27 protein-coding genes are annotated in these 27000 nt (G+C 73.2%); 21 read left to right on the forward strand and 6 right to left on the reverse strand.

Features of this window, described 5'->3' with window-relative positions; all coding sequences use genetic code 11:
• Positions 1 to 222: 222 nt before the first annotated feature.
• The 6 genes from AB0H83_RS15895 (at position 223) to AB0H83_RS15920 (ending at position 6784) form a co-directional block, all read left to right on the forward strand.
• Positions 223 to 705: a DsbA family protein gene (locus AB0H83_RS15895; protein WP_360093302.1), complete on the forward strand. Its 483-nt coding sequence runs from the start codon at positions 223 to 225 to the stop codon at positions 703 to 705.
• A gap of 130 nt (positions 706 to 835) precedes the next feature.
• Positions 836 to 1885 (forward strand): acyltransferase, encoded by a 1050-nt coding sequence (locus AB0H83_RS15900; protein ID WP_360093305.1) that lies wholly within the window; start codon positions 836 to 838, stop codon positions 1883 to 1885.
• Between the two features lie 67 nt (positions 1886 to 1952).
• Positions 1953 to 2756 carry a hypothetical protein gene (locus AB0H83_RS15905; RefSeq protein ID WP_360093308.1) on the forward strand — a complete coding sequence of 268 codons (804 nt, stop codon included), beginning with the start codon at positions 1953 to 1955 and terminating at the stop codon, positions 2754 to 2756.
• Positions 2757 to 2802: 46 nt separating this feature from the next.
• Positions 2803 to 3930, forward strand: coding sequence for a hypothetical protein (locus AB0H83_RS15910; protein WP_360093311.1), 1128 nt, complete (start codon positions 2803 to 2805; stop codon positions 3928 to 3930).
• A gap of 71 nt (positions 3931 to 4001) precedes the next feature.
• Positions 4002 to 5489, forward strand: coding sequence for a hypothetical protein (locus tag AB0H83_RS15915; RefSeq protein ID WP_360093314.1), 1488 nt, complete (start codon positions 4002 to 4004; stop codon positions 5487 to 5489).
• On the forward strand, positions 5486 to 6784 hold the full coding sequence (locus AB0H83_RS15920; RefSeq protein WP_360093317.1) for an AAA domain-containing protein: 1299 nt from the start codon (positions 5486 to 5488) through the stop codon (positions 6782 to 6784). Before AB0H83_RS15915 ends, AB0H83_RS15920 begins: the two co-directional genes overlap by 4 nt.
• Positions 6785 to 7253: 469 nt before the next feature.
• Here the strand turns inward: AB0H83_RS15920 and AB0H83_RS15925 are convergent, their stop codons facing one another.
• Positions 7254 to 7571 carry a GGDEF domain-containing protein gene (locus tag AB0H83_RS15925; RefSeq protein WP_360093748.1) on the reverse strand — a complete coding sequence of 106 codons (318 nt, stop codon included), beginning with the start codon at positions 7569 to 7571 and terminating at the stop codon, positions 7254 to 7256.
• On the opposite strand from AB0H83_RS15925, the gene AB0H83_RS15930 reads away from it, so the two are divergent.
• The 5 genes from AB0H83_RS15930 to AB0H83_RS15950 all read left to right on the forward strand — a co-directional run bounded on the left by AB0H83_RS15930 (position 7476) and on the right by AB0H83_RS15950 (position 11324).
• Entirely contained in the window at positions 7476 to 7718 is a 243-nt protein-coding gene (locus tag AB0H83_RS15930) for a hypothetical protein (protein ID WP_360093320.1), read from the forward strand. The genes AB0H83_RS15925 and AB0H83_RS15930 overlap by 96 nt on opposite strands.
• The gene (locus AB0H83_RS15935; RefSeq protein ID WP_360093323.1) at positions 7691 to 8107 is read left to right on the forward strand and encodes a hypothetical protein; all 417 of its coding nucleotides are present in this window, start codon (positions 7691 to 7693) and stop codon (positions 8105 to 8107) included. The genes AB0H83_RS15930 and AB0H83_RS15935 overlap by 28 nt, the downstream gene beginning before the upstream one ends.
• Before the next feature lie 374 nt (positions 8108 to 8481).
• Positions 8482 to 9132: a winged helix-turn-helix domain-containing protein gene (locus tag AB0H83_RS15940; protein ID WP_360093326.1), complete on the forward strand. Its 651-nt coding sequence runs from the start codon at positions 8482 to 8484 to the stop codon at positions 9130 to 9132.
• Entirely contained in the window at positions 9095 to 10963 is a 1869-nt protein-coding gene (locus tag AB0H83_RS15945; RefSeq protein WP_360093329.1) for an endonuclease/exonuclease/phosphatase family protein, read from the forward strand. The genes AB0H83_RS15940 and AB0H83_RS15945 overlap by 38 nt, the downstream gene beginning before the upstream one ends.
• Positions 10964 to 11015: 52 nt before the next feature.
• A complete protein-coding gene (locus tag AB0H83_RS15950) occupies positions 11016 to 11324 on the forward strand; it encodes a hypothetical protein (protein ID WP_360093332.1) in 309 nt (102 codons plus the stop codon).
• A gap of 371 nt (positions 11325 to 11695) precedes the next feature.
• On the opposite strand, the gene AB0H83_RS15955 is transcribed toward AB0H83_RS15950, so the two are convergent.
• The gene (locus AB0H83_RS15955; protein ID WP_360093335.1) at positions 11696 to 12484 is read right to left on the reverse strand and encodes a thioesterase family protein; all 789 of its coding nucleotides are present in this window, start codon (positions 12482 to 12484) and stop codon (positions 11696 to 11698) included.
• Between the two features lie 28 nt (positions 12485 to 12512).
• On the opposite strand from AB0H83_RS15955, the gene AB0H83_RS15960 reads away from it, so the two are divergent.
• From AB0H83_RS15960 to AB0H83_RS15975, 4 genes are all read left to right on the forward strand, one after another.
• Positions 12513 to 13478 carry a magnesium transporter CorA family protein gene (locus AB0H83_RS15960; RefSeq protein WP_360093338.1) on the forward strand — a complete coding sequence of 322 codons (966 nt, stop codon included), beginning with the start codon at positions 12513 to 12515 and terminating at the stop codon, positions 13476 to 13478.
• The gene (gene lpdA, locus AB0H83_RS15965) at positions 13475 to 14866 is read left to right on the forward strand and encodes a dihydrolipoyl dehydrogenase (protein WP_360093341.1); all 1392 of its coding nucleotides are present in this window, start codon (positions 13475 to 13477) and stop codon (positions 14864 to 14866) included. Before AB0H83_RS15960 ends, lpdA begins: the two co-directional genes overlap by 4 nt.
• A 67-nt stretch (positions 14867 to 14933) precedes the next feature.
• Positions 14934 to 16328: a class II 3-deoxy-7-phosphoheptulonate synthase gene (locus tag AB0H83_RS15970; RefSeq protein ID WP_360093344.1), complete on the forward strand. Its 1395-nt coding sequence runs from the start codon at positions 14934 to 14936 to the stop codon at positions 16326 to 16328.
• The gene (locus AB0H83_RS15975; RefSeq protein ID WP_360093347.1) at positions 16321 to 17355 is read left to right on the forward strand and encodes a GntG family PLP-dependent aldolase; all 1035 of its coding nucleotides are present in this window, start codon (positions 16321 to 16323) and stop codon (positions 17353 to 17355) included. Before AB0H83_RS15970 ends, AB0H83_RS15975 begins: the two co-directional genes overlap by 8 nt.
• A gap of 147 nt (positions 17356 to 17502) precedes the next feature.
• On the opposite strand, the gene AB0H83_RS15980 is transcribed toward AB0H83_RS15975, so the two are convergent.
• On the reverse strand, positions 17503 to 18348 hold the full coding sequence (locus AB0H83_RS15980; RefSeq protein WP_360093751.1) for a deoxyribonuclease IV: 846 nt from the start codon (positions 18346 to 18348) through the stop codon (positions 17503 to 17505).
• A 137-nt stretch (positions 18349 to 18485) separates the two neighbouring features.
• Positions 18486 to 20462, reverse strand: a complete 1977-nt coding sequence (locus AB0H83_RS15985) for a PASTA domain-containing protein (protein ID WP_360093350.1) — start codon at positions 20460 to 20462, stop codon at positions 18486 to 18488.
• A 95-nt stretch (positions 20463 to 20557) separates the two neighbouring features.
• Here AB0H83_RS15985 and AB0H83_RS15990 point away from each other — a divergent pair, with 95 nt between their 5' ends.
• The 4 genes from AB0H83_RS15990 (at position 20558) to AB0H83_RS16005 (ending at position 22163) form a co-directional block, all read left to right on the forward strand.
• On the forward strand, positions 20558 to 21037 hold the full coding sequence (locus AB0H83_RS15990) for a hypothetical protein (protein WP_360093353.1): 480 nt from the start codon (positions 20558 to 20560) through the stop codon (positions 21035 to 21037).
• Between the two features lie 99 nt (positions 21038 to 21136).
• Entirely contained in the window at positions 21137 to 21493 is a 357-nt protein-coding gene (locus AB0H83_RS15995; protein ID WP_360093356.1) for an Rv2175c family DNA-binding protein, read from the forward strand.
• 2 nt (positions 21494 to 21495) lie between these two features.
• On the forward strand, positions 21496 to 21831 hold the full coding sequence (locus AB0H83_RS16000; protein ID WP_360093359.1) for a lycopene cyclase domain-containing protein: 336 nt from the start codon (positions 21496 to 21498) through the stop codon (positions 21829 to 21831).
• Positions 21828 to 22163, forward strand: coding sequence for a lycopene cyclase domain-containing protein (locus tag AB0H83_RS16005; protein ID WP_360093362.1), 336 nt, complete (start codon positions 21828 to 21830; stop codon positions 22161 to 22163). Before AB0H83_RS16000 ends, AB0H83_RS16005 begins: the two co-directional genes overlap by 4 nt.
• Here AB0H83_RS16005 and AB0H83_RS16010 read toward each other — a convergent pair.
• Entirely contained in the window at positions 22099 to 23166 is a 1068-nt protein-coding gene (locus AB0H83_RS16010; RefSeq protein ID WP_360093365.1) for a polyprenyl synthetase family protein, read from the reverse strand. The two genes, AB0H83_RS16005 and AB0H83_RS16010, sit on opposite strands and share 65 nt — an antisense overlap.
• A 281-nt stretch (positions 23167 to 23447) precedes the next feature.
• Positions 23448 to 25220 (reverse strand): helix-turn-helix transcriptional regulator, encoded by a 1773-nt coding sequence (locus AB0H83_RS16015; protein WP_360093368.1) that lies wholly within the window; start codon positions 25218 to 25220, stop codon positions 23448 to 23450.
• A gap of 185 nt (positions 25221 to 25405) precedes the next feature.
• Between AB0H83_RS16015 and metF the strand changes: the two genes are divergently transcribed.
• Positions 25406 to 26323, forward strand: coding sequence for a methylenetetrahydrofolate reductase [NAD(P)H] (gene metF, locus AB0H83_RS16020; protein WP_360093371.1), 918 nt, complete (start codon positions 25406 to 25408; stop codon positions 26321 to 26323).
• The gene (locus AB0H83_RS16025; protein ID WP_360093374.1) at positions 26304 to 26993 is read left to right on the forward strand and encodes a CDP-alcohol phosphatidyltransferase family protein; all 690 of its coding nucleotides are present in this window, start codon (positions 26304 to 26306) and stop codon (positions 26991 to 26993) included. The genes metF and AB0H83_RS16025 overlap by 20 nt, the downstream gene beginning before the upstream one ends.
• Positions 26994 to 27000: the final 7 nt, after the last annotated feature.

A 27000-nucleotide genomic window follows, 5' to 3' on the forward strand; every position in this document is an offset into this window, starting at 1 on the left:
AGTCGGGGCGTCTCGAAGGTGCGACCGCAGGGAGCATGGGGGCCGCGGGTGGGAACCCCCGCCGCCGCGCCGGAGGCGCGGCAGCTAGCTCAGCAACCCCCGCCGCCGCGCCGGAGGCGCGGCAGCTGGCACAGCAACCCCCGCCCCGCGCCGCAGGCGCGGCAGCTTGCTCAGCATGAACAGCCCGCTGCCGGGCAACTGGTGCTGATGGACAACGACCACGTGCAAGGGCCCGCTGACGCACCGCTCACCTTGCTTGAGTACGGCGACTACCAATGCCCGTACTCCGGCCGGGCGTTCGGCGTGGTGGAGCGGCTGCAGCTGCACTTCGCCGGGCGGCTGCGGTTCGCGTTCCGGCACTTCCCGCTCGTCGACCAGCACCCCCGCGCGATGCCCGCGGCCCTGCTCGCCGAGGCCGCCGCCGACGCGGGCTCCTTCTGGGGGATGCACGCGCTGCTGCTGTCGCACCAGGACAGCCTGGAGGACACGGACCTGTCCCGGTACGCCGAACAGTTCGGCCTCCCCGGCACCGGCGGCACCCGCGCGCATTACCAGCGCGTCGACGAGGACCTGGCCGCGGGCCGGTCGGCCGGGGTGCGGGGCACCCCCGCGTTCTTCGTCAACGGCGTCCCCCACGAGGGCGGCTTCGACTTCGAGTCGCTCCGGGAGACGCTTGAGAACGCCGATAAAGGGGTAATCGGGTGAGATCAGGGTGAACAGCGTCGATTGCCGGGAGGGTTACGGCTTGCCCTTCCTAGAATCTTTGAGAAGAAACACAGCCAATTTTGAGCTGTACGAAGGTTGCCGCTAAGACGGCCGGGGCAACCTGTAGGGGATGCGGAACCGGTACGTAGACCTCCTGCGAGCCGTCGCGATCGTCCGGGTGGTGACCTACCACACCCTCGGCTTCGCGTGGCTGACCGTCGCGTTCCCGGCGATGGGCCTCATGTTCGCGCTCGGCGGCTCGCTCATGGCCGCCTCCCTCGACCGCGGCGGCGACGGCCTGGGCCTCAAGGCGATCGGGCGCCGCATGCGCCGCATCGTCGTGCCGTTCTGGGTGCTCGGCGTGTTCGCCGTGGTGCTCATGTCCCTGATGGGCGGGCTGGAGCACACCTGGCGGCTCGTGCTGTGGCTCCTGCCGCTCGACGACCCGCCGACGTCGGAGAAGGGCGGGGTCTGGTTCAGCCAGATCTGGTACGTCCGCTCCTACCTCTGGTTCATCATCCTGTCGCCGGCCATGCTGTGGCTGTTCCGCAAGGCGCCGATCCCGACGCTGCTGGTGCCGTTCGGGATCCTCGTCGCCATGTGGGAGACCGGTCACGGCGCCGGCGGCATGGTCCGCGACTTCTTCATGTACGCGCCGATGTGGATGCTGGGCTTCGCCCACCACGACGGCACCCTGCAGCGCATCTCGCGCAAGGTGCTCTGGCCCGCGTGCCTGGTGATGGGCGGCATCGGCCTGGCCATCCTCTACAGCCACCCCGGCCCGCGCGGGTACGACATGAACGACGCGCCGGTCGCCGACGCCCTGTGGTCGACCGCGTTCCTGCTGGTGATGCTGCACGCGGCCCCGGCGGCGCTGAGCCTCGGCGCGGCCGAGCCGGCGGTGGAGGCGATCAACCGGCGGGCGCTGACGATCTACCTGTGGCACGAGGCGGTGATCATCGCGGTCCGGCTCGCGGCGGTCGCGGCCGGCGTGTCGCTGCTCGGCCCGTACGGCGGCATGCTGCAGCTCGTGCTGGTGTTCGGCCTGGTCGCGCTGGTGGTGCTGGCGCTGGGCTGGGTCGAGGACCTGGCCGCCAGGCGCCGGCCGAGGCTCATCCCGCTGCCCTCCCGGACGTCTGCCGGCAGGCTCAAGGACCGCCCGCAACCCGTACCGGTGTAAAAAAGCAAGGCGACACGCCGACACTGGTCTTTGCTGGAACTTGCTGGAACCAGCTACCGTGCCGTTCGTGTCCGAACCGATCACCATCGAGATGCTCGAGCGGCGGATCGACCGGTTGCGTGGCGAGCTGCGGCGGGCCGCCACCACCGGTGACCGGATGCAGGCCCGTGCCCTGCGGGCTGAGCTGCGCCAGGCCGAGCACGCCTGGGACGACGCCCTCGCCGACCTGGAGGACCAGGCCCGGCCCGCGCCGCAGCCCGTACACAAGCCGATGCTGTCGATCCGTGAGCAGGTCCATCACGCGCTGACCCTGCTCACGGTGCCGGCCGCGCCGAAGCTCATCATCGCCGTCCACGACGCCTTCTTCCCGGGCGAACTGGTCGCGGCGCGCCTGACCAGCCTGCGCCGCGACGAGGAACGCTCGTTCCGCGTCCAGCCGTTCGGCCGGCCGTACTACCTGTGCCCCGCGCTCACCGCCGACCTGCTGTCGCCGGCGCGCGGGCTGCTCGCGCTGTCCACCTGGCCCCTGCAGACGCGGGTCGTCGGCCCGCTCAGCGCCCGCGTCGACTTCCTCACCGCCGCGATCAAGGTGGCCCAGCGGGTGGCGCAGCTGCCCGAGGACGCCCACGACGCGCGGCGGCTGCTGTGGCGGTTCGCCGCGAGCATCCCCGGTGCCGGCGGCGTCGGCGGTGCCGGGATCACCCCCGAGACCGTCGCCGGCCTCGCCCAGGCCGAGCTCGACGTGCACCTGGAGGCCGACACCGCGGACCGCGCCGCGGCGGCGGCCAGGGCCGAGGAACGCCTCGACGGATCCGAGGCGCTGTTCGGAGCCAGGTTGCAGCGCATCCGCCGTACGGCGGGCGCCACATGAACACGAGCACCACACCGCGAACCGCTTCCCCGAAAGAAGACCGCTCATGGACCCACTGGTCGACCGGTTGGACCGCATCCGCGGCACGGTGGCGCCGCGCAACCACAACGCGCGCACCATCGCGGCGCTCACCAGCAACCCGGGGTGCGGCCGCCGCGGGCTGATGGACGCCGCCGGGGTCAACAAGGGCGCCGTCGCCGGGCAGCTCGGCTTCCCCGCCGGCTTCGGCCAGTCCCGGTTCGCGATCGCCCGCGGCAACGCGTTCGAGGCGCAGGTCAAGGCCGACGGCGCGGCGGAGCTGCTGCAGCTGCTGCGCGAGCGGCTCGGCCTGGCGATCCCCGAGGTCGCCTACGACGACCTGTCCAACGTCGGCGGCAACGCCAGCCGCGAGGTCCGGTACGCCCGCACGAAGGCGCTCCTGGCCCGGGCGGCGGCGGACCGTGACGACGCCGGGACGCTGTTCGACCATCCGATGCTGCGGCTGGAGATCGCCGGGTACTACGCGTACCTGGAGCCGGACCTGATCGCGTTCCGGGCCGGCGGCAAGTTCCACGTCGTGGAGATCAAGTCGTTCGCGGTGATCGACGGGCAGGCCGACCCGGGCAAGACCGCCGCGGCCGCGACCCAGTCCGCGGTGTACGTCATGGCCATGCGCGAGCTGCTCGCCGAGCTCGGCCACCCGCCGGAGACGGTGTCGCACGAGGTGGTGCTGGTCTGCCCGGAGAACTTCGCGAACCGGCCGACCGCCACCCTCGTCGACGTGCGCAAGCAGCTGACCGTGCTGCGGCGGCAGCTGTCGCGGCTGACCCGGCTGGAGGCGATCCTCGACGCGCTGCCCGCCGGGCTGTCCTTCGACCTCGCCTACGACGCCGACCAGCAGCCGACCCGCCCCGCCGACGAGCTGCGCAAGGCGGTGAGCACGATCGACGCCCGGTACAGCCCGGACTGCCTCGGCACCTGCGAGATGGCGTTCTTCTGCCGCGACGAGGCCGCCGGGTCGACGTCGGCGCTGGGTCGTTCGGTGCGTGACGACCTCGGCGGCGTCGAGAGCATCGGCACCGTCCTCGGCCTGGCTCGGGGCACGCTCACCCCGGGCGCCGGCCAGGAGGAGATCGCGGGGCTGCTGCGCTTCGCGCACAAGCTGCGCACCGAGTGCCTCGACGGCATCGGGTAGACCGTGAGCGAGCGAACCATGTTGCAGCGCGTGGTGCCTCATGGTGCCGGTGTGCGAAGCGAGCCGGCACCGTGAGCATTTTGACCGCACTGGCGCGGGCCGAGGCGGTGGAGTCGGGCCGGGCGCAGCCGCTGACCACGGTCCGGCACACGCACATCGCCGAGCGGCCCCTCGTGCTCGTGCCGCTCAGCCTCGCCGGTGAGGCCGCCGCGCCCCTGGCCGCGATCGTCGGCACCGAGCCGGACCAGCCGCGGCTGCTCGTCGTGGCCAACCCGCGCGACCGTACCCAGCGCTTCGACTTCGTCGCCGAGCTCGCCAGGGTCGTACTGTCCTACGTGGACGGCTGCGCCCGCAGCGTCGACACCGGCGCCGGCGGCACGAAGCTGCGCTACGCCGAGGCGCCGCAGGTCATCGTGCCCAACCGGGGCGGGATCGAGTTCGTGCGGCTGCTGGGCCGCTCCACCCGGTTCCGCCGGCCGTTCGGGCCGTACCCGGTGCACCGCACCGTGCCGATCCTCGGGCAGTGGCTGACGTTCCTGCGGGAACGCGCCGACCACCCGGGCTCCTCGATGCTGCTGGCCATGACCGAGGTCCTCGGCAACCACTGGGCCACCGGCCAGAGCGGCCTGGAGGACGCGAACCTCGCCGCGCTGCTCGGCTGGATCGACCCGCCCGGCGGCCTCGACGGCGCCGCCGCGGCCGCGCTCGCCGAGGACCCGCTGCGCTCCCCGCCGGCCGGACCGAGCACCGACCCGACCTTCGACAACGAGATCCTGGCGCCGGCCCTGGCCGCCGTCGCCCGCTCCGACAGCGACGACTTCGCCCGGGAGCGGGCCCTGGCCGCGCTCACCGCCGCCGTCGCCGACCAGATGCGCCCCACCTGGGACCTCACCTGGCAGGCCGTCCGGCTCCTGCGGGGCCGCCCCGCCGGCGCGTCCGTCGAGGCCCGGTGGGCGATGGACCGCGACGTGTTCACGATGTACCACATGGCCCTCGCCGAGGGGACCGCACTGCCGCAGCCCCGGCGGGACAGCGCGGTCGCCGCCGCCGGCCGTCTCGACCGGCTGGAGCGGGAGCAGGCCCGCTACGACGCCCAGCGCGCCCTCGACGACCCGCTCGTCATGGCGGAGTTCCGCCTGTCCGGGGAGGCGTTCACCGGTACCGTCGTCGCCGCGTCACCGAACCGGGTCGACACCTCGGGCAAGAAGGCGGCGCTGCGGCCCCACATCACGGTGCAGACCGAGGATCCGGTGCGCCTGGAGCCGGGGGCGCTGCTGGTGAGCCCGGCGCGCCTCGCCCAGCAGGCGATGGTCGTGTCGGTGTCCAGCGTGGACGTGGTCCTGGAGCTGAGCAAGGGCATGGGCCGCTCCACGAAGCAGCCGGCGCCGGGGTCGGTGCCCGAGGTGGGGGAGCGCGTCACGTACGGCCCGGTCACCGACGCCTACCAGCCGCCGGGCCGGTTCCCGAGCCGCGACGACACCCCGTGGACGCACGGCGGCCCGCCACCGGCAGTCGAGTACGGCCCCAGCGACAACGACGCCGCGGAGGACTGGTCGTGACGAACGTGATCGACGGCATCCTGCGGGACTTCGGCTCCGCCGCCGGGCGCGGCGTGGTCGTCGACTCCCCGCCCGGCGCCGGCAAGTCGACCCTCGTGGTGCGGGCCGCCCGGACCCTCGCCGAGGCCGGCGAGCGGCTCATGGTGGTCGCCCAGACCAACGAGCAGGTCGACGACCTCATCGACCGGCTCGCCACCGCCGCACCCACGCTCGCCATCGGCCGGCTGTCGGCGTCGACGTACGTACCAGCGCAACGCGTCATCAAACACGGCACCGTCACGGTCAGCGGCGCGGTCGGCGACATGGCCGCGAGCGCGGTCACCATCGGCACCGCCGCGAAGTGGGCGACCGTCACCGACGGCAGCTGGGAGCGGGCGATCGTCGACGAGGCGTACCAGATGCGCTCCGACATGCTGCTGCGCGTCGCCGGCCGGTTCTCCCGCGCGCTGTTCGTCGGCGACCCGGGCCAGCTCGACCCGTTCTCGGTCGTCGCCGTGGAGCGCTGGGCGGGCCTGTCCTGGGACCCGATGCAGAGCGCCGTCGCCGTCCTGCTGCGGCACAACCCGGACCTGCCCGTGCACCGGCTGCCGGTGTCGTGGCGGCTCCCGCCGTCGGCGGCCGAGGTGGTGTCCTCGGCGTTCTACCCGTTCACCCCGTTCGAGGCGGGCACGAAACCCGCCGACCGGCGCCTGGAGTTCTCCGCCCGAGCCCTCGGCGGCGGCGCCCGCCACGACGCGGCCCTCGACGAGACCCTGGAGACGGCCCGGCGCACCGGCTGGGCGCTGCACGAGCTGCCCGCCCGCCACACCGTGCGCACCGACCGCGAGGCGGTGGCCGCGATCGCCGACCTCGTGACCCGGCTGTTGCAGCTCGGCCCCGTCGCCTACTCCGAGCACGCCCCCGACGGCCGCCCCGTCACCGTCGACCGGGTCGCCGTCGGCGCCGCCCACCGCGACCAGGTCGCCGCGATCCGCCAGGCCCTGGCCGGCACCGTCGCCGCCGACGTCACCGTCGACACCGCGAACCGCCTGCAGGGCCGCGAGTACGACGTCACCGTCATCCTGCACCCCCTGTCCGGCCGCCGCGACGCGAGCGCCTTCCACCTGGAGGCCGGCCGGCTGTGCGTGCTCGCGTCCCGCCACCGGCACGCCTGCGTCGTCGTGGCCAGGGCCGGCATCGCCGAGCTCCTCGACACCCACCCGTCCGCCGAACCGGTCCACCTCAACGTCCCGGTCCGCTTCCCCGACGGCTGGGAGGCGAACCAGGCCATGCTCGCCCACCTGAGCAGTTCCTAGCTTCGGGCGGCTGCCGCCGCGGGCCGGCCGGGGGTTCCCACCCCGGAGCCCTCCATGCTCGCTGGCGCTCGCACTGCCTGCGCTGGCGCGCGGCAGCCTCACGCGCGTGCGCGCAGCATCGCCGGTGGCCGCCTCCATCCCGCTCGCCGATCCATGCGTTGGCGACTTATCCAGCCGCCGGTCAACGCGAGGCGGTCGTTCACGCGCGTGAGCCCCACCGCCCCGGCTGACCCCGCCCGCCGATCTTGTGGTGCTTTCCCGGTGGTTCGCGGCAACCCGGTGGATCCCTGTTGGCCCGGGGACAGGGATCCACCGGGTTGCAGTGATCCACCGGGTTGGCGACCCAGCCGCTGATCAATGCGACGATGGCCGGCCACCGGGATGCGGCGCGCACGCGCGTGAGCTGCCGCGCGCAGCGCAGGCAGTGCGAGCGCAGCGAGCATGGGGGGCTGCCCGAAGCAAAGAACGGTCAGGGGCAGGCCGGTATGCGTTTGGCCTCGTACATGGCGGTGTCGGCGCGGTGCAGGACGCGCCGGGGTTGTTCGCCGGCGTGGAAGCGGGTGCCGCCGACGCTGGCCCTGGCGGTGACCATGCGGGGGGCGGCGCCGGCGCCGGTCAGGGTGATCGGCTCGGTGAACGACCGCCGGATCCGTCCGGCGAGCTCCGGCAGGCCGTTGGCGCCGAGGGCGCCGTGGGTGAGCACGACGAACTCGTCGCCGCCGAGGCGGGCGACCAGGTCGCCGGTGCGGGACTCGGCGGTGAGCCGGGCGGCGACCGCGGTGAGCAGCTCGTCGCCGGCGGCGTGGCCGAGGGTGCCGTCTCGCGGATCTGTTCCATGGCGCCTCCGGTGCTCGTCATCGGCGCGGTACGGCAGCTGATGAGCATTCGGCGGGTAAGACTGCTCACATGGATACCGCGCGGGCCGAGCCGTTGATCGTGGTGGACGGCGCCAACGTCGTCGGCTCCGTGCCGGACGGCTGGTGGCGCGACCGGCGTGGCGCGGCGATCCGGCTGCGCGACGCCCTGGCCGCGCGCGACGCCGGCGCCCTGCCGGCCGCGCTGATCGGCGCGTTCACCCTGGTCGTGGAGGGCGCGGCCCGTGGCGTGCCGCCGGTCGCGGGAGTGCATGTGGAGGGCGCGCCGCGATCCGGGGATGATCACATCGTCGCGCTCGTCGCCGCCAATGTGGGGCAGCGTCCGGTCGTGGTGGTGACCGCAGACAGGGACCTCCGCCGGCGGGTGCGCGATCTCGGGGCGAGTATTGTCAGCCCTGGCGAGCTTCTGACATCGATCCCATATGATGGGCGATCTGATGCTACCTAGCGGATAGGATTTGTCGGCAACATGTGCGCACCTTGGCATGGGTTTGTCAGTCCCTAGTTAGCGGATCTTCCCGCGATGTGGGAAAAGATTGACCGGCCGTCGTAGGGTGACAAAGCTGGACTCGTAGACGTGTCGTGAATGGCCGGTGAATGTCGGCCGAAAACATCAGACGAATTGTCATCGATCTATTATGTGCGGCAGGTAACAGCACTGTCGCGGGGCGTGACGATGCTGGTAAGGTCGGTGCCATGTGCCATGAGGTACTCCATGACTCCCTGTGGGTCTCGCGGCGTGCACACCATTTCGACGGCCTTTGTAGAGCGGCTGACCGTTGATTCGGCGTCATTCCAAAGGCTTTTCGAGAGGAATTGAAAATGGCCATTTCGGTCGTCGGCGCTCCTGAGGTGACGCCGTCGGTGGTCACCATCACCGTGCAGATCACCCTCAACGGCGACGAACTCCCACCGGAGGCGTCCCGCCTGATCAGCGACCTCGAGGCGCTCGCCGCCAGCCAGGCCAAGCAGCAGATCCAGCGCGCCCCGCAGGCCGCCGCGGCGCTGCCGCGCACCCCGGCGACGGCGCACACGCTGCAGCACGGGCCGTCCCAGCACACGGGGCGCAACCTGCGGCTGGTCGAGACCTCCGAGGCCACCGGTTCCGGGGGCACGGCCGAGGCCACCCGGGTCAAGCGGATCGGTGCGGCCACGCCCGACGCGCCGTCGTTGTACCTGTGCACCGGCTCCCGCCTCGTCCTGCGCGACGGCGCGCCCGTGCCGCTGACCCGCCGCGAGTACGACCTGTTCCTGTTCCTGTGCGAGCACCCGCGCCGCGTGTTCAGCCGCGCGCAGCTGCTGCGCCAGGTGTGGGGCTACGACATGGTCGGCACCGAGCGCACCGTCGACGTCCACGTGCGGCGCCTGCGGGTCAAGCTCGGTGAGGCCGCCCGGATCATCGCCACCGTGCGCGGCGTCGGCTATCGTCTCGACGATGACGCCGCCGTCCAGGTTGTCGTTCGCGAGGACTGACCCCCGCGTCCTCGCCCTCGCCGCGGGGACCCTGCTCCTGACCGACCTGCTCCGGGTCTGGCTCCCGTCGATCATTACGATCTTCGGGCAGGCGGCCTCCACGCCAGCGGAGCTCATGGGCGCGTTCGCGCTGCTGTGGTTCCTCGTGCCGTTCGCGGTCGTGCCGCTCGCCGCCCGGTGGGACGCGGCGAAGGTCGCGCTCGCCGGCGCCGCCGGTCTCGCCGCCGCCCGGCTCGCCCTGGTGTTCGTCCACGGTGGACAGCCGCAGCTGTACGTCGCCTCCGCAGGGCTGCTCGCCGGGCTCTGCTGGCTCGCCGCGAGCGCCGTGCGCGGCGGGCCCGCCGCCGTCGGGGTGCCGTTGGGCCTGGCCGCCGCCGCCCTGCAGCACGCCGTCCTGCGCACCGTCGACCTCAGCTGGCAGCCGCGCTGGTGGGCCGCGCCGATCGTGGTGCTCGAGTGCCTGGTGCTGCTGTGGTACCAGCGCCGCACCGCACCCGGGCGCAGCTCCGCGGCGACCTGGTTCCTGACCGGCCCGGCGATGCTGCTCGCGGGCATGTTCGCGCTGTCGCCGGCCGTGGCCACCACCGCGCTGTCGTACCGGTTCGCGCCAGTCGCCGCCACCGCCCCGGCCGCGCTGCCGGAGCTGCTGCTCGGCCTGGCCGTGGCCGGGTTCCTGGCCGGCGCCACCGGCCGGCTCGGCGGCCGCCTCGACCGGGTCGTCGCCGGGGTGCTGCTGCTCGCCGCCGCGGCCCTGTTCGGGTACGGCGGACCCGACGGGCTGTTCCTCGCCCTGCTGCTCGGCTGCGGCGCCCTCGGCCGGGCGTTCCGGGCCGCCGGGGCCGACACCGCGCCCGACCCGGACGCCGGGCCCGGCCCTCGGGCCGGGTATGCCGCGGTCGCCGGGATGGTGGTGTTCGCCGTCGCCGCGGTGGCGTACTACGCGGCCTACGACCTCGGTTACCCCAACCAGTGGGTGCCGCTCGCGGTCGCCGCCGGGCCCGCCGTGGTCCTGCTGCGGGCCGGCGGTGGCGCTCCCGCGGTCGGGCTGACCTGGCGCTCCGGGCTCGCCGCCCTCGCCGTGTGCCTGCTCGTGCCGCTGCTCGGGGTCACCACGACGCCGGCGGTCTCCTCCGTCACCGAATCCCGCGGGTTGCGGCTCGTCGCGTACAACATCCGCATGGGCTTCGGGCTCGACGGCACCTACCGGCCCGTCGACACCGCCCGTGCCATCGCCGCGTCGGACCCGGACGTGGTGGTCCTGTCCGAGGTCGACCGGGCCTGGCTGCTCAACGGCGGCCACGACGACCTGCGGGTGCTCGCCGCCGAGCTCGGCATGCGGTACTGGTTCGCCCCCGCCGCCGACGCCGTCTGGGGCGACGCGGTCCTGACGAACCTGCCCGTCGGCGCCGTGGAGACGGTGCCGCTGACCGCGGTCGGCGCGCCCACCGGCGCCCAGGCCCTCGGCGTCGTGGTGCGCTTCGGCGGCCGCGAGATCGCGGTCGTGTCCACCCACATCCAGCCGCCGCCGGACGCCGAACCCCTCGTCCAGGTGGGCGAGATCGCCGCGTTCGCGACCCGCTTCGGCGCCGGCCGGCCCACCCTCATCGCCGGCGACCTCAACATCGAACCGGGCGACGCGTCGATGCGGGCCTTCGCCGACGCCGGGTACGCCGACGGGTTCGCCGCGTTCCGCCCCGTCCGCACCTTCCCCGCCGACCGCCCCGTCAAGCAGATCGACCACGTCCTCGTCCGCGGCCTGACCTGCACCGATGTCAGCGTCGGCAGCGCAGTGACGTCCGACCATGCGCCGATCGTCACAACATTGGCCTGATTGAGCAGGCGCGTACCTGGGCAACCTGACGCTCAGAGAGAAAGGGGCAGCGATGAGCGTCACACATGCGAACGGGAGCACGATCGGTGGCACCACCACCGACACGCGCAACGACCTTGGCAACACGGTCGACACGATGTCCGCCAAGACCAAGCAGCGCGCGGCCGACCTGGCCGAGCAGGGCAAGGACGTGGCACGCCGTCGGCCCGTTCCACTGGTGACCGCCGCCGCGGGCGTGGCCACCGTGATTGTGGCGGTGGTGACGGTCGTGCGGCGCCGCCGGAAGCCGACGCCGCGCCAGCGCGCCGTCAACGCCTGGCGGACCGCCAGCAGGACGGTGCGCAAGCGCGTCAAGCACTAATTTCTCTGAGTCAGGACCCTCGCGCCGCCAGCGGCGCGGGGGCCCTGCGCTGCGCTGAGCTGGTGCGGTTCCTTGCCGTTCTGTGCTGGTGGGGCGGGCCTCAGCCGGCGTGCGGCAGCCTCACGCGTGCGGCATCCGGTGTTCGCCGGCGCGCCGGCCGGACCACCGTGGTGATCCAAGTCGTGTTCCGGTCGCCTGGATGACCACGGCGTGACTTCGATCAACCGGGGCAAGGTCGCAGGTGGGCTGGTGCGGCGAAGGCGGCCGCTTGCCGGCCCCATGCTCGCGGTGCTCGCACTGCCTGCGTCGGGCGTGCGGCGGATTGGGCGTGTGTGCGCGGCATTCCGGTGGCCGGGGTTGGTGGACAGCGGTCAGGTCGGGGGCATGCGGTACGCGGCGAGCTGGGTGGCCTGGGCCACGACGTGGTCGTTGGCGTCCCAGATCTCGCAGACCTGGTCGACGAGGTGCTCGGTGAGCAGGCGGGCGCGCTGGCGGACGCGGAGCGGGCCCGGGGCGGGGCGGGCGCGGACGTACACGGTCAGCTCCAGCGTCGGGGTCCAGCCGTTGCTGCCCAGGGTGAACGTGGCCGGCGGGAAGGCATCGGCGGCGAACAGCAGGGAGATCGGGTCCCAGGGGGTGTCGGGGAGGCTGAGCCAGCCGCGCAGCTCGCCGGGTGGGTCGCCGACGGACTTCCAGTCGATGCGCTGGTCGATCTGGTCCAGCATGTCGATGTGCAGGCCGCTGCCGGGGGCGTGGGCGGGGGTGGGGGAGAGGGTGTCCGCGGCGGGGAGCGGTGGGGGTGCGGCGTCGACCCAGCGGGGGGCGGTCGCGGCGGCGAGGGTGCCGAGGGTGAAGAGGGCCTCGACGCAGGTGCGGTCCTTCTGGCTCAGGCGGGTCCGGACCTGGGTCGCGGAGCGGCCCGTGCGCAGCACCTCGGCGGTGACGGCGGCCGGGCCAGGATCGGGCGGGGACAGGTACACCGCGCTCGCCGACAGCGGGTCGGGGTGGGCGGCGGCGGAGTCGATCGCGGCGCGGGCGAGGACGGCCAGGAGGTAGCCGCCGTTGGGCTTGCCGCCGACCGTCCACACTGGATCCAGGTCGGCGTCGAAGCCGCCGTCGCCGGTGGTGCGGACCTGTGTCGCGTCGGTGAAGCCTGCCACACCTGCCTCCTTCTGGTTGGATGACGGCATGGCGCGCACGCGGCTCTACCGCAACGGTGACCTCGTGGCCGAGGATTTCCCGATCGACGATATCTCGGAGCACCTGCAGGACGAGGGCACGGTCGTGTGGCTGGATCTCGACTCGCCCACGCCTTCGGAGTACGAGCAGGTGCAGGACGAGTTCGGGCTGCACCAGCTGGCGATCGAGGACGCGTCGTCGCCGCGGGAGCGGCCGAAGCTCGGGCACTACCGGGGGCACCTGTTCCTCAGCGCGTACCAGGCCCGCTTCGACGGCAGGGCGGGCGAGCTGACCGTGTTCCCGGTGTCGGCCTTCATCACGCCACGGGCGCTGATCACGGTGCACGGCGAGGGCTTCGACGTCGACTCGGTGGTGCGGCGGTGGGACGCGACGAGCGAGCTTGCGCCGCACGGGGTCGCGTACCTGGTGCACGGGCTGCTCGACGTCGTCGTCGACGGGCACTTCGACGCGGTGCAGGAGCTCGACGACGCGCTCGAGGCGCTGGAGGACAAGCTCTTCGAGGAGACCCCGCAGGCGGTACGGGAGGTGCAGCAGCGCAGCTTCCGGCTCCGGCGCGGGCTCAGCCACCTGCGCAAGATCGTGCTGCCGATGCGCGAGGTGGTCAACGGGCTGACCCGGGTCAAGTTCGTCGACGAGGAGATCGCCCCCTACTACCAGGATCTGTACGACCATGTGTTGCGGGTCACGGAGTGGACCGAGAGCCTGCGCGACTTCGTGGCGACCATCCTGGAGTCGAACCTCGCGGTTCAGGGCAACCGGATGAACAACATCATGAAGAAGGTCACCAGCTGGGCCGCCATCATCGCGGTACCCACCGCTGTTACGGGTTACTACGGGCAGAATCTCCCGTTCCCGGGCTACGCGCACCGCTCAGGCTTCGTGACCTCCGCCGCGCTGATCGTGGTGCTGTCCGTGACGCTGTACCTCACCTTCAAACGCAAGGACTGGTTGTGACTACTGAACAGACCGAACACTTCGACGTCGTCGTGCTGGGCGCCGGTCCGGGCGGCTACACCGCCGCCGTGCGCGCCGCGCAGCTCGGCCTGCGCACCGCGATCGTGGAGGACAAGTACTGGGGCGGCGTGTGTCTCAACGTCGGCTGCATCCCCAGCAAGGCCCTGCTGCGCAACGCGGAGCTGGCGCACATCTTCACCGCCGAGGCCAAGACGTTCGGCATCCAGGGGTCGGTGACCTTCGACTACGGCGCGGCGTTCCAGCGCAGCCGCAAGGTTGCCGACGGCCGGGTCAAGGGCGTGCACTACCTGATGAAGAAGAACGAGATCCGCCAGTACCAGGGCAAGGGCGTCTTCGTCGACGACCACACGCTGCGCGTCGGCGACGAGACCGTCACGTTCGCCAACTGCATCATCGCCACCGGGGCCGCCACCAGGCTGCTGCCGGGCACCTCGCGGTCGGACAGGGTGGTGACGTACGAGGAGCAGATCCTCAGCGAGGAGCTGCCGTCCTCGATCATCATCGCCGGGGCGGGCGCGATCGGCGTCGAGTTCGCGTACGTGCTGCACAACTACGGCGTCAAGGTCACCATCGTGGAGTTCCTCGACCGGGTCGTCCCGCTCGAGGACGCCGAGGTCTCCGCCGAGCTGGCGAAGCGGTACAAGCGGCTCGGCATCCAGGTCCTGACCTCCACGCGGGTCGAGTCGGTGGAGGAGTCGTCCGACGGCGTCAAGGTCACCGTTTCGAACAAAGACAAGACGCAGGTGCTCGAGGCGGACAAGCTGCTGCAGGCGATCGGCTTCCAGCCGCGCGTCGAGGGGTACGGCCTGGAGAAGACCGGCGTGGCGCTCACCGAGCGCGGCGCGATCGCGGTCGACGGGCGGCTGCGTACCAACGTGCCGCACATCTACGCCATCGGCGACGTCACCGCGAAGCTGATGCTCGCGCACGCCGCCGAGTCCATGGGGATCATCGCCGCGGAGACGATCGCCGGCGCGGAGACCATGGAGCTCGACTACGTCATGATCCCCCGCGCCACGTACTGCCAGCCGCAGGTCGCGAGCTTCGGCTGGACCGAGGCGCAGGCCCGTGAGCAGGGCTTCGACGTGCAGGTGGTGAAGTTCCCGTACACCGCCAACGGCAAGGCACACGGTCTCGGCGACGCCACCGGCTTCGTGAAGATCATCAGCGACGCGAAGTACGGCGAGCTGCTCGGCGCGCACCTGATCGGCCCCGAGGTCACCGAGCTGCTGCCCGAGCTGACCCTCGCGCAGCAGTGGGATCTCACCGTGCACGAGGTCGCCCGCAACGTGCACGCCCACCCGACCCTCGGCGAGGCCGTCAAGGAGGCCATCCACGGCCTGGCCGGCCACATGATCAACATGTGACTCTCAGGTTCTAGGACCGGCGGATGGCGATAACCGCCGGTCCTGCGGGGTCGGTACGCTTCGAGGTATGCGGCAGGAGTGGCACCACTTCACATACCCCGGACCCGAGATCTCCCGAGTCGCCGTCGCCGGCAACTCCGAGGACGACGAGTTCGGCCTCGACCACTGGCGCACCCTGCCCAGGGCGCAGACCCCGCCGTGGCCGGACCAGCAGGCGGTCGACGAGGTCGGCCAGCTGCTGTCGTCGGTGCCGCCGATCGTCGCGCCCTACGAGGTCGACCAGCTGCGCGAGCGGCTCGCCCTGGTCGCCGACGGCAAGGCGTTCATGCTGCAGGGCGGCGACTGCGCCGAGACGTTCGCCGACAACACCGAGGCGCACGTCCTGGCCAACGCCCGCACTCTGCTGCAGATGGCCGTGGTGCTCACCTACGGCGCGTCCCTGCCGGTGATCAAGCTCGGCCGGGTCGCCGGCCAGTTCACCAAGCCCCGTTCGGCGGCACTGGACTCGCTCGGGCTCCCCGCGTACCGCGGCGACATGATCAACTCGCTGGACCAGGACCCGCAGGCGCGCATCGCCGACCCGCAGCGCATGGTCCGCGCCTACGCCAACTCCTCCAGCGCCATGAACATGCTGCGCGCATACCTGGGCGGCGGCATGGGCGACCTGCACGCCGTGCACGACTGGAACAAGGGCTTCGTCGTCACGTCGCCCGCCGGCCAGCGCTACGAGGCGATCGCCCGCGAGATCGACCGGGCGCTGCGCTTCATGCAGGCGTGCGGCGTCAACGACGACGAGGCGCTGCGCACCGTCACGCTGTACTGCTCGCACGAGGCCCTCGCGCTGGAGTACGAGCGGCCCCTGGCCCGCATCGCCGGCGGCCGCCCCTACGGGCTGTCCGGGCACTTCCTGTGGATCGGCGAGCGGACCCGCCAGATCGACGGCGCCCACGTGGACTTCATGTCCCGCATCGCCAACCCGATCGGCGTCAAGCTCGGCCCGACCACCTCCCCCGAGCAGGCGCTCGAGCTGTTCGAGAAGCTCAACCCCGACAACATCCCCGGCCGGCTCACGTTCGTGGCCCGCATGGGCAGCAACAAGGTCCGCGACGCGCTCCCGCCGATCGTGGAGAAGGTCACCGCGGCGGGCTGCCGCGTCGTGTGGCAGTGCGACCCCATGCACGGCAACACACACGAGTCGTCCAACGGGTACAAGACCCGGCATTTCGACCGGATCGTCGACGAGGTCCTCGGCTACTTCGAGGTCCACCGCGAGCTGGAGACGCACCCCGGCGGCCTGCACGTCGAGCTCACCGGCGAGGACGTCACCGAGTGCCTCGGCGGCGCCCAGGCGATCGTCGACGAGGACCTCCCCGGCCGGTACGAGACCGCCTGCGACCCGCGGCTCAACACGCAGCAGTCGCTGGAGCTGGCGTTCCTCGTCGCGGAGATGCTGCGTGGCTGAAGCCCGGGTCGCTGACCTGCGCTCGGACACGGTGACCCGGCCGACGCCGGCGATGCGCGCCGCCATGGCCGAGGCGCCGGTCGGCGACGACGTCTTCGACGAGGACCCGTCGCTGCACGAGCTGCAGGAGCACGCCGCGGCCCTGTTCGGGCACGAGGCGGCCCTGTTCACGCCGTCCGGCTGCATGGCCAACCAGATCGCGCTGCAGCTCGTCGTGCCCCGGGCCGAGGAGCTGCTGTGCGACGCCGACGCGCACGTCGTCACCTACGAGATGGGTGCGGCCGCGGCGTACGGCGGCATCTCCACCCGCACGTGGCCGGCCGTCGGCGGCGCGCTGGACCCCGAGGTCGTCGCCGGGATGATCCGCCCGCCGGGCGGTTACACGGTCCCGACCCGGGCCGTCGCGGTCGAGCAGACCCACAACCAGGGCGGCGGCACGATCATCCCGCTGCCGGCCCTGCGGCGGCTGCGCGCCGTCTGCGACGACGCCGGCCTGCTCCTGCACTGCGACGGCGCCCGCATCTGGCACGCGCACGTCGCCACGGGCGTCCCGCTCGTCGAGTACGGGCGGCTGTTCGACACCCTGTCCGTCTGCCTGTCCAAGGGGCTCGGCGCGCCCGTCGGGTCGCTCGTCATCGGCTCCGCCGCCCGTATCGCCGAGGCCCGGCTCATCCGCAAGCGCCTCGGCGGCGGCATGCGCCAGGCGGGCATCCTCGCCGCCGCCGGCCTGTACGCGCTGCGGCACCACATCGACCGGCTGGCCGACGACCACGCCAAGGCGCGCCACCTGGCCGCGGCCCTCGCCCCGCTCGGCGTCACCGACCCGGCCCGCACCGAGACGAACCTGGTGATGCTGGACCTGCGCGACGCCCCGCTCGACGCGGCGCAGCTGACCGCGGCGGCCCGCGAGCTGGGCGTGCTCGTGTCGCAGTTCGGGCCGCGGACGGTGCGCCTGGTCACGCACCTGGACCTCACCGACGACGATGTCGCCACGACCGCTTCGGTGCTCACCAAGCTGCTGAGCTGAGCCGGCCGCTCGCGCGGGGGCGGGGTCAGCCGGCTCGGCCCGCGACGCCATCGAGACGCTCGGCCGCCGCCCGCGCGGGGGCGGGGTCAGTCGGCTCGGCCCGCGACGCCATCGAGACGCTCGGCCGCCGCCCGCGCGGGGGCGGGGTCAGCGCAGGCCGGCGCGGAGCAGGGCGATGTCGGCGGCGTGGTCGGCGGACAGCTCACCGCTCGGGGTCTCCACGATCAGCGGTACTCCCGCCGCCACCGGATGGCGGGCCAGCTCCGCGAACGCGGCCGCGCCGATCGTGCCCTTGCCGAGCGACTCGTGGCGGTCGCGGGTCGAGCCGCACGCGTCCTTCGAGTCGTTGGCGTGGATGAGCCGCAGCCGGCCGGGGCCGGTCGCGCGCAGCAGCGCGTCGAGGGTCGCGGTCATGCCGCCCGGGGCGGCGAGGTCGTGGCCGGCCGCCCAGGCGTGGCAGGTGTCGAAGCAGACCCCGAGGTGCGGGTGGTGGTCGACGGCGGCGAGGTACGCCTCCAGGTGCTCCACCCGCGACGCCAGCGAACGGCCGCCGCCGGCGCTCGGCTCGACCAGCAGCGGCGGCCAGCCCTCCAGCACCGCGCGGTCGAGCAGCGGGCGCAGCACGGCACGGACCACGCCCAGGGCCTTCCCGGCGTGCGCGGCGTCGACCGCCGACCCGGCGTGGAACACCACACCACGGGCGCCGATCGCCTTGCCGCGCCGCAGCGCGTGCTCGAGCGACGCGACGGACCGCTCGACGGTCGCCTCGGTGGGGGAGCCGAGGTTGACCAGCAGCGCGGCGTGGACGTAGGCGGCGACGCCGCGTTCGCCGCAGCCGTCGAGGAACGCCGCGTCCTGGCCGGGGTCGCCGTCGGTGACCGCCCAGCCGCGCGGGTTGGACACGTACACCTGGACCGCGGTCGCGCCGGTCTGCTCCACGTAGCGCAGCGACGCCTTGGCCAGGCCGCCGGCGGCGGGCGCGTGCCCGCCCACGGGCGTCAGGCCGGCGCCGGACCGCGCGGCAGGCTTGCCGGTCGCGTGCTGTGTGGTCGCGGCGGTTGCGCACTTGCCGGCGACGCGGGACTGACCGGCGGCGGGCCTGCGCCCGCCGGCCGGTGCCTTCGTGACCACTAGAAGTACGCCAGCAGACGGATCCGGGTGCCCGGCGGGACCTGCGTGCCCGGCTGCGGGTCCATCTGGCGCACGGTGCCGAAGCCCTGTGGGTCGACGGCGAAGCCCATCGCCTCCAGGTTCCGCTTGGCCTCGTCGAGCTGCATGCCCCGGACCTCGGGGACGGTGAGCAGCGCCGGGCCCTTCGAGATCTGCAGGTCGATGACCATGCCGTCGGTGACGCTGTTGCCGTCGCCGATGCTCTGGGAGATGACCTCGTCCCTGGGCTTGTCGCTGTCGACGGCCTCGACCTTGCCGACGGTGATCTTCACCTTGGCGAGGGCTTGCTTGGCGTCCTCGATGTTCTTGCCGATGACGAGCGGCACCTTGACCGGGTTGGGGCCCTTGCTGACGAACACCTTGATCGTCTGGCCGGGCTGGACCTCGGTGCCGATCCTCGGTTCGGTCTCGATCACGTACCCCGCCGGGACCGCGTCGTCGAATTTCTCGGCGCGGGTCGCCAGCAGCCCGGTCGCCTGCACGTCGACGAGGGCGAGGTCGTACTCCTTGCCGGCGATGTCCGGGACCTTGTGGATCTCGGGCCCGAGCGACAGCGTCAGCGTGATCGTGCCGCCGTCGAGGATGCGCGAGTGCGCTGCGGGGTTCTGCGCGAGCACCTTGTCCTTGGGGATCTTCGTGTCGAACCGCGGCGGCCCGAACTTGACCTTGAACCCGGCGGCCCGCGCCTGCTGGCCAGCCATGTCGCTGGTCATCGTGGTGAGGTCGGGGGTGTCGGTGTAGCGACCGACGCCGATCCAGTATCCGCCGACCGCGACGAGCAGGCCCACCGCGAGCATCGCCGCGATCACCGTCAGGCGGGTCCGCGGGTTGGCGTTGATCTGTGCGAGCAGCTCGCTGAGCCGGGCGGCGGGACCGGCCGGCTCCTCCTGCGCCCGGCGACGCCGCGCCACCTGCTGCGACGGTGCCGGGCTGGGCAGCCGTGACCAGGACGGGCGGGCCGGCTCGACCGTGCCGGTGCGGTACACGTTCTGCGGGACCGACTCGACCTGCGGCACGATCACCGTCGGCTGCGCCAGGGGCCGCGAGCGGGTGGCGATCTCCACGCCGATGTTCTCGCGGGCCGCCTGCACCTCGGCGAGCATCGCGCCGGCGTCGGTCGGGCGGGCGCCGGGGTCGCGGCGGGTCGCCCTGATCACCAGGTCGTCGACCGCCGAGGGCAGCCCCGGGGTGTACCGCGAGGGGAACGGCACGTCGCGGTCCACGTGCTGCCACGCGACCTCGACGGGACGGTCCGCCTCGTAGGGCACCCGCCCGGTGAGCATCTCGAACAGCACGATGCCGGCCGAGTACACGTCGGTGCGCGGGTCGGCGTGGCCGTCGGTGACGAGCTCCGGCGCGACATAGGCAACGGTGGCCATGAGGTGCGAGCCGGTCTCGTCGGCACTCGCCTCGACCGCGCGGGCCAGGCCGAAGTCGGCGACCTTGACCACGCCGTCGATGAGGTTGTGGGTGTCCCCGGGCGCCTCGGCGACCAGGACGTTCTCCGGCTTCACGTCGCGGTGCACGAGGCCGGCGCGGTGCGCGGCGGCGATCGCGGCCAGCATCTGCTCCATGATCGCGAGGGCTTCCTGCGGCTGCAGGCGGCGGCGCTCGGCGAGCACCTCGCGCAGCGTGCGGCCCCGCACGAACTCCATCACCAGGTACGGCAGGCCGTGGTGGGTGCCCTGGTCGTACACGGCGACGACGTTGGGATGGGTCAGCCGGGCGATCGTCTTCGCCTCGTCGGTGAACCGGTTGACGAACTGCGAATCGTGCGACTGTGCCGGATGGATGATCTTGAGGGCGACGGTGCGCTCGAGCCGCTCGTCGAGTGCGGTGTAGACCGTCGCCATGCCGCCTTTGGCGACACGGGAGCGAACGCGGTAGCGCCCGTCTACAAGCGCCCCGAGAAGAGGATCGGCGACCGTGGTATCCATTGGCTGCGAGTGTACGGCTGGTGAACCGGTTTCCTCAGCGCCCTGCCATACCGACACTGCTTTGTCCCTGTTTCGGGGTCTTTGAGGCCGTACGTGTGGGCGACGGTACCGATGCGGACGGTGACGCACTGGCGGACGCGCTCGGGCTGGGGCTGGCCGACGGCGTCGGCGTGCTCTCCGGGGTGTTCGTCGTGGGCTGCCCCGCGGACGGCGGCACCGCCGGCATCGCCAGCACCGGCGGCGGCGCGGACCGGCGCACCTGCGGCCGGGCGTGCGTCGGCTGCGGCTGCGCCGGCGCGCCCTCGGTCACGTCCGCGCCGGTGACCTCCGGCCCGCCCGCGGCGGCGACCGGCGCCGGCGGCGGTGGCGTGCGCAGCGCGGTCAGGCTGCCCGCGACCGCCAGGTACGTCCCGGCCGCCCCGCCGGCGACGAGCAGCGCGACGCCGCTGGTCGCCGCCACCCGCCGGGGCCGGCGCGGCGCGTCCGGGGCCCGGTGCCGCGGCGCGAACTCGGCCGTCTCCTGCGTCAGCAGCTGGGCCAGCTTCCGGCGGCTCACCTGCCGGTACACGTCGTAGCACGCGGAGCGCCAGGCACCGGTGACCTCACGGTGGACCTTGAGCCAGAGCCCCACAGCCGTTCCCCTCCGTCAGTTGTCGTCGCAGCGACATGGCACTGTGTTCCCTGTGACCGAACAACCTGTGGGCCCAACCGAGTGGCTGACCATGCCGGACGTCGCTGAGCGCCTCGGCATCCCGGTCAACCGGGTGCACCAGCTCGTCCGGGAGCGCAAGATCATCGCCGTCCGTACCGACGGTGTGCTGCGCGTGCCGGCCGACTTCATCAACGACGACGGCGTGGTGAAGCACCTGCCCGGCGTCCTCACGGTGTTGCACGACGCTGGGTACAACGACGAAGAGGCGCTGCGGTGGCTGTACACGCCCGACGACACCCTGCCGGGCACCCCCGCCGAGGCGCTGCGCGGTAACCGCGCGACCGAGGTCAAGCGCCGCGCGCAGGCGCTGGGCTTCTGACGGTGCTCACGCACCTGACGTATCTGCTGGTGCTCGCCGGCTGTCTCTTCGGCGCGCTGTGGCTCGAGCCGCTGCTGAAGGTCGGCGTGCTCCGGCAGGTGCGGCGCCTCGCCCTGACCATCGCGCCCGTCGCGGCCGTGTTCGTCGTGTGGGACCTCCTGGCGATCCGCGCCGGGCACTGGACGTTCGACCCGGCCCAGATGCTCGGCGTCGTGTTCCCGGGCGGCCTGCCGCTCGAGGAGGTCCTGTTCTTCCTCGTCGTGCCGGTCTGCGCGATCCTCGGCTTCGAGGCGACCCGGCAGACCCTGCTGCGCCTCGCCGCCCGGCGGCGGCCGTGACGTACACGGCGGCGGCCGTCCTGGGCGTGCTCGTCGCGGTGCTGATCGACGTGTTCGTGCTGCGCAGCCGCATCGTGCTCGGGCGCGTGTTCTGGTGCACGTACCCGATCATCTTCGGCTTCCAGCTGCTGTCCAACGGCGTGCTCACCGGGCGGGGCGTGGTCCTCTACAACTCCGACGACATCCTCGGCATCAGGCTCGTGTACGCCCCTGTCGAGGACCTCGCGTTCGGCTTCGCCCTGATCGTGGTGACGCTGTCGCTGTGGGTCAGACTGTCCGCTGCGTCGCAGCCTGGGCCAGACCGGCCAGGACCTCCCGCGCCTCCTCGGTGACCTGCGCCCCGTCCAGCGCCCCCAGCGCCTCCGCGGTCAGGTGCCCGATCCTGTCCTCGGTGCGCCGCAGCGCCCCGCTGTCCACGATCACCTCCCGCAACCGGGCCACCCCATCGGCGTCCAGGTCGGGGTTGCCGAGCAGCTCGGTGAACACCCCGGCCGGCGCCCCGTTCTCCAGGGCCGCCGCGATCAGGTAGGTGCGCTTGCCCTCCCGCAGGTCGTCGCCGGCGGGCTTGCCCGTCACCGCCGGGTCGCCGAACACGCCGAGCACGTCGTCGCGCAGCTGGAACGCCTCGCCGAGCGGCAACCCGTACCCCTCGTAGGCCTTCACCAAGGTCTGCGACGCCCCGGCGAGCGCCGCCCCGAGCAGCAACGGCCGCTCGATCGTGTACTTCGCCGACTTGTACCGCGCCACCAGGCTCGCCCGCGCCGTCGACGTGTCCCCGGTCGCCTGCGTCTGCACGTCCAGGTACTGCCCGATCGTCACCTCGGTGCGCATCTCGTCGAACACCGGCCGCGCCCGGCCCAGCGCCTCCGGCGCCACCCCGCTGGCGTGCAGCATCTCGTCGGACCACACCAGGCACAGGTCGCCGAGCAGGATCGCCGCCGCCGTGCCGAACCCCGCGGGGTCACCCCGCCAGCCCGCCTCCGCGTGCAGCTTCGCGAACCTGCGGTGCACCGCCGGCTCCCCGCGCCGCGTCTCCGACCCGTCCATGACGTCGTCGTGGATCAGCGCGCTGGCCTGCACCAGCTCCAGCGCCGCCACCGCCGCCACCACCGCGTCGTCGTCGGCGCCGCCGGCCCCGCGGTGCCCCCAGTACGCGAACGCCGGCCGCAGCCGCTTGCCGCCCTGCAGCACGAGCGCCTCGATCGCGTCCGCGACCGGGGCCAGGGCCTCCAGCTCGATCTCGGCCAGCCGGGTCCGCCGCCGGCGCAGGAAGTCACCGAGCGCCTGCCGCACCCGCGTGCGAAGGTCGGCCCGGTCGAGGAAAGGGTGGCTCACGGCAGAGACGCTAGCCCGAAACAGCCGCGCCTGCCGCTCCGGTCCCCACTCTGTGACCGGTCGGGCCACCAGCGGGCCACCAGCGGGCCACCAGCGGGGCGGATAGCGGGCCGCCAGCGGGCCGCCAGCGGGCCGCCAGCGGGGCGGGCCGGTGGACACGGACCCGCCTGCGGCAACGGAGCGAATCGGACTCTTTGCGGAACGTCACGGCAGAACGCCCCTTCCCGTGGTCGCCGGCGACCCGGGTCGAGGTGGCGAGCCTGACAGGTGGGGAGCCGTGGTCAGCTTGCCGCCCTTCTCCGCAGGTCTGCCGGCCCGGCAGGATCGGTCCGGCCGAGCGCACCCACCCGGTCGGTCGGGCTTGCCTGGCTTGCCGGACTTCTCGTGCGCCCGGTCGGCGCGGCCTGGCTGACCGGCGTCAGCGCCGGCACCGGCTGGACGGCGGCCGGGGCACCCGGCGGGTGCGCGGCGGCTGGGGTGGCGCCTGACGGGTAAGCGGCGCCCGGGGCGGCGGCTGGGGTGGCGCCCGGCAGGCGAGCGGCGTCCGGCAGGCAGGCGGCGCCCGGCGTCGGCGCCGGCTGGACGGCGGCCGGGGCGGCGGCGGCCGGGGCGGCGGCGGCCGGGGCGGCGCCCGGTAGGTAGGCGGCGGCCGAGTGCGCCAGGTCCGCGTATGCCCGCAACGCGGCGGGTGGCCTCCCCGGCCCGGCGGCAGCGTGCAGGGCAGGCCCGAGGCGCCGCAGCCGGTCCAGCACCCGGAACGACCCCGAGTCCACACACATGAGCAGCGCCATGGTCGCCGCGGCGCAGGCGGCGTCGAGGTCGCCGGTGGCAAGGTGGGCCTCGGCGGTGGCGGCACTCACCAGGCCGGCGGCGCGCAGGCGGACTGTCGGGCCCTGCGCCGCGGCCGCGAGGCGGGACAGCGCCGCTTCGGGACGCCCCGAAGCGGCGAGGCACAGCCCGGCCAGGGCGTCCACGTGGGCGGTGTCCAGCCAGTACAGCCACGGCGGGTCGAGCCCGGGCACCCTGCGGGCGTGCGCGTCCTGCGCCCGGGCGAGGGCCGCATCGCAGGTGTGCCGGTCACCGGCCCGCGCGGCGGCGAACGCGACCCGCAGCGGCAGCACCGTGGCGGTCGCCGGGTCGCTGCCGGCCGCGACCCGCTCGGCTGTGCCGGCGAAGCGCAGGGCCGCCGGACCGTCGCCGCGCTCCGCGACCAGATGGGCGTGGCAGCCGAGCAGGTGCCCGGCGAGGGCCCGGTCACCGGCGGCGAGCGCCGCTCGCACCCCTTGACGCTGCACGCCGTCCTGCGGGCGCCGGCCCGCGTCGGCGGCCACCCACGCGTGCAGCTGGGTCAGCTCCGCCACGTCCGCCGCGGACCTCGCCCCGGCGGCCGTGTCACGGGCGGCGGAGCGCAGCTCGCCGAGCACCAGCGCAAGTAGCTCGGGCCCGGCGAGCAGGTCGTCCATGCGCCGCAGCTCGGCGATGCGCTCCCGCCGGTCCGGGGCAGCATCAGTTTCCCGCCGGTCCTGCCGGCGATCTGTGGCAGGACTGGTCCCGGGCCGGGCAGGTCCGCTGTCTGTGGCAGGACCAGTCCCGTCGGCCGTGCCGGGACCCGCCACGATCCGATCCGGCCGGCCGGGTCCGCTCCGCGCTGTGTCACCCGCCGGCGCCGCCGAGCCCGCCGGCGCCGTGGCGTCCGGCTGTGCCGCGGTGCCCGTCGCAGCCGTCGCACCCGGCGGGCTGGTCGTCGCGGTCAACGTCAACGTCATGATCATGGTTGGCTCCCTCCGCCGGCGGGTCAGCGCCGCGGCGCGCTCCAGGTCGTCGAGCGGGGTGTCGAGCACGAGCGCGAGCCAGCCCAGCCAGACCCGGCTCGGGATGCGCTCCTCCCGCTCCCACCTGGAGATCTCGTGGCGGGTCAGCGTCGGCAGCCCGGACGCGGCGCACAGCAGCCCGGCAAGCCGCACCTGCGACTTGCCCTGCGCCTGGCGCAGCCGGGTCAGCAGCACGCCGAGCGAGTCGCCCGGGCGTGCCGGCGGGTCGATCCACTGGGACATCGGTCACGACCTCCTGGAACCAGCGACCCCCGTCCGCTCGCGGCCCAGCAGGACGCCCGCCGGCCGCAGGCTTCGCGTGGCCCGCGGACGTCGAACCGTCCAACATCTTTCTACCCCACGGGTACGACATGATTCGGCGCCCACGGAGCTCCCGGCAGCGGCGCCGGTGGCACTACAGTCGGGACGTGGCTTCTGGACTTCCTTCTGTGATGGGTGGCGGACCCGCGGCGATCGGTGACCTGGTCGCCGGGCCGGCGCCGACGTTCTCGTTCGAGTTCTTCCCGCCGAAGACCCCTGAGGGCGAGCGTCAGCTCTGGCAGGCGATCCGGGAGCTGGAGCCGCTGCGGCCGTCGTTCGTCTCCATCACGTACGGTGCCGGCGGCACCACCCGGGACACCACGGTCGCCGTGACGGAGCGGGTGGCGACGGAGACGACGTTGCTGCCGATGGCGCACCTGACCGCCGTCAACCACTCCGTGGCCGAGCTGCGCAACGTCATCGGCCAGCTGGCCGGCGCCGGCATCCGCAACTTCCTGCTGGTGCGCGGCGACCCGCCGGGCGACCCGATGGGGGAGTGGGTCCAGCACCCGCAAGGGGTGCTCTACGCGGAGGAGCTGGTGCGGCTCGTCCGCGAGTCCGGCGACTTCAGCGTCGGGGTGGCGGCGTTTCCGTACAAGCATCCGCGGTCGGCCGACATCGAGTCCGACACCGCCAACTTCGTCCGCAAATGCCGGGCCGGCGCCGACTTCGCGATCACCCAGATGTTCTTCGACGCCGACGACTACCTGCGGCTGCGGGACCGGGTCGCGGCGGCCGGCTGCGAGACCCCGATCGTGGCCGGGGTCATGCCGGTCACCGCGATGGGCACCATCGCCCGCTCCCAGCAGCTGTCCGGTGCGCCGTTCCCGCCCGCGCTGGCCGAGCGGTTCGACCGCATCGCCGACGACCCGCAGGCGGTCCGCCGCCTGGGCATCGACCTGGCCAGCGAGATGTGCGAGCGGCTCCTCGACGAGGGCGTGCCGGGCATCCACTTCATCACGCTCAACCGGTCGACGGCCACGCGAGAGGTCTGGCAGCAACTCGGTGTCGGCGCACGCGTCTGACGTCCGCGACTGGGACGGCTACGCCGAGCGGTGGGCGGCGGCGCACGGCGGATATGACCCCAGATCCGCGTCGCCGCTCGTGCGAGGTTGGCTGCGCATGTCGTACGAGCTGGGCGCCGCCGTCATAAAGATCGGCGTCCGCAGCCCGAACTCGGTCACCGTCCTCGGGCTCCTGCTGTCGGCGGCGGTGCCCGTCGCGGTGGCCGGCGGCCGCGGCTGGGTGCTCGCGGGTGCGGTGCTGGTGCTGCTCTCCGCGGTCGCGGACACCGTCGACGGCGTCCTGGCCGTGGTCACCGGCCGGGCGAGCCGTCTCGGCCAGGTCTACGATTCCGCCGCCGACCGGGTCGCCGAGGCCTGCTGGCTCGTGGCACTGGTCATCCTCGGCGGGCCGGCCTGGCTCGCCGCCGGTTGCTGCGGGTTGATGTGGCTGCATGAGTACGTGCGAGCCCGCGCCACCGTCGCCGGCATGTCCGACATCGGCACGGTCACCGTGGCGGAGCGGCCGACGCGCGTGCTCGTCACGATCTTCGGGCTGCTCGCCCTGGCGGGTGCGGGTCTTGTGGGGCGCTGGCAGGACGCGACGGCCCTCACGGTGCTCGTCGTCATGGCCGGGCTGGGCGTCGCCGGCTTCGTCCAGCTCGTCGCCGGCGTCCGCCGCGCCCTGTCCTGACACCGTC

The sequence above is a fragment of the Dactylosporangium sp. NPDC050688 genome (assembly GCF_040654515.1).
Lineage (GTDB): Bacteria > Actinomycetota > Actinomycetes > Mycobacteriales > Micromonosporaceae > Dactylosporangium.

Coding starts and splice junctions, on each gene's coding strand:
- AB0H83_RS15950 (WP_360093332.1), top strand. CDS start 11,016: ATGAGCGTCACACATGCGAACGGGAGCACGATCGGTGGCACCACCACC.
- AB0H83_RS15940 (WP_360093326.1), top strand. CDS start 8,482: ATGGCCATTTCGGTCGTCGGCGCTCCTGAGGTGACGCCGTCGGTGGTC.
- AB0H83_RS15970 (WP_360093344.1), top strand. CDS start 14,934: ATGCGGCAGGAGTGGCACCACTTCACATACCCCGGACCCGAGATCTCC.
- AB0H83_RS15945 (WP_360093329.1), top strand. CDS start 9,095: ATGACGCCGCCGTCCAGGTTGTCGTTCGCGAGGACTGACCCCCGCGTC.
- AB0H83_RS15985 (WP_360093350.1), bottom strand. CDS start 20,462: ATGGATACCACGGTCGCCGATCCTCTTCTCGGGGCGCTTGTAGACGGG.
- AB0H83_RS16015 (WP_360093368.1), bottom strand. CDS start 25,220: ATGTCCCAGTGGATCGACCCGCCGGCACGCCCGGGCGACTCGCTCGGC.
- AB0H83_RS15910 (WP_360093311.1), top strand. CDS start 2,803: ATGGACCCACTGGTCGACCGGTTGGACCGCATCCGCGGCACGGTGGCG.
- AB0H83_RS15900 (WP_360093305.1), top strand. CDS start 836: ATGCGGAACCGGTACGTAGACCTCCTGCGAGCCGTCGCGATCGTCCGG.
- AB0H83_RS15935 (WP_360093323.1), top strand. CDS start 7,691: ATGGATACCGCGCGGGCCGAGCCGTTGATCGTGGTGGACGGCGCCAAC.
- AB0H83_RS15960 (WP_360093338.1), top strand. CDS start 12,513: ATGGCGCGCACGCGGCTCTACCGCAACGGTGACCTCGTGGCCGAGGAT.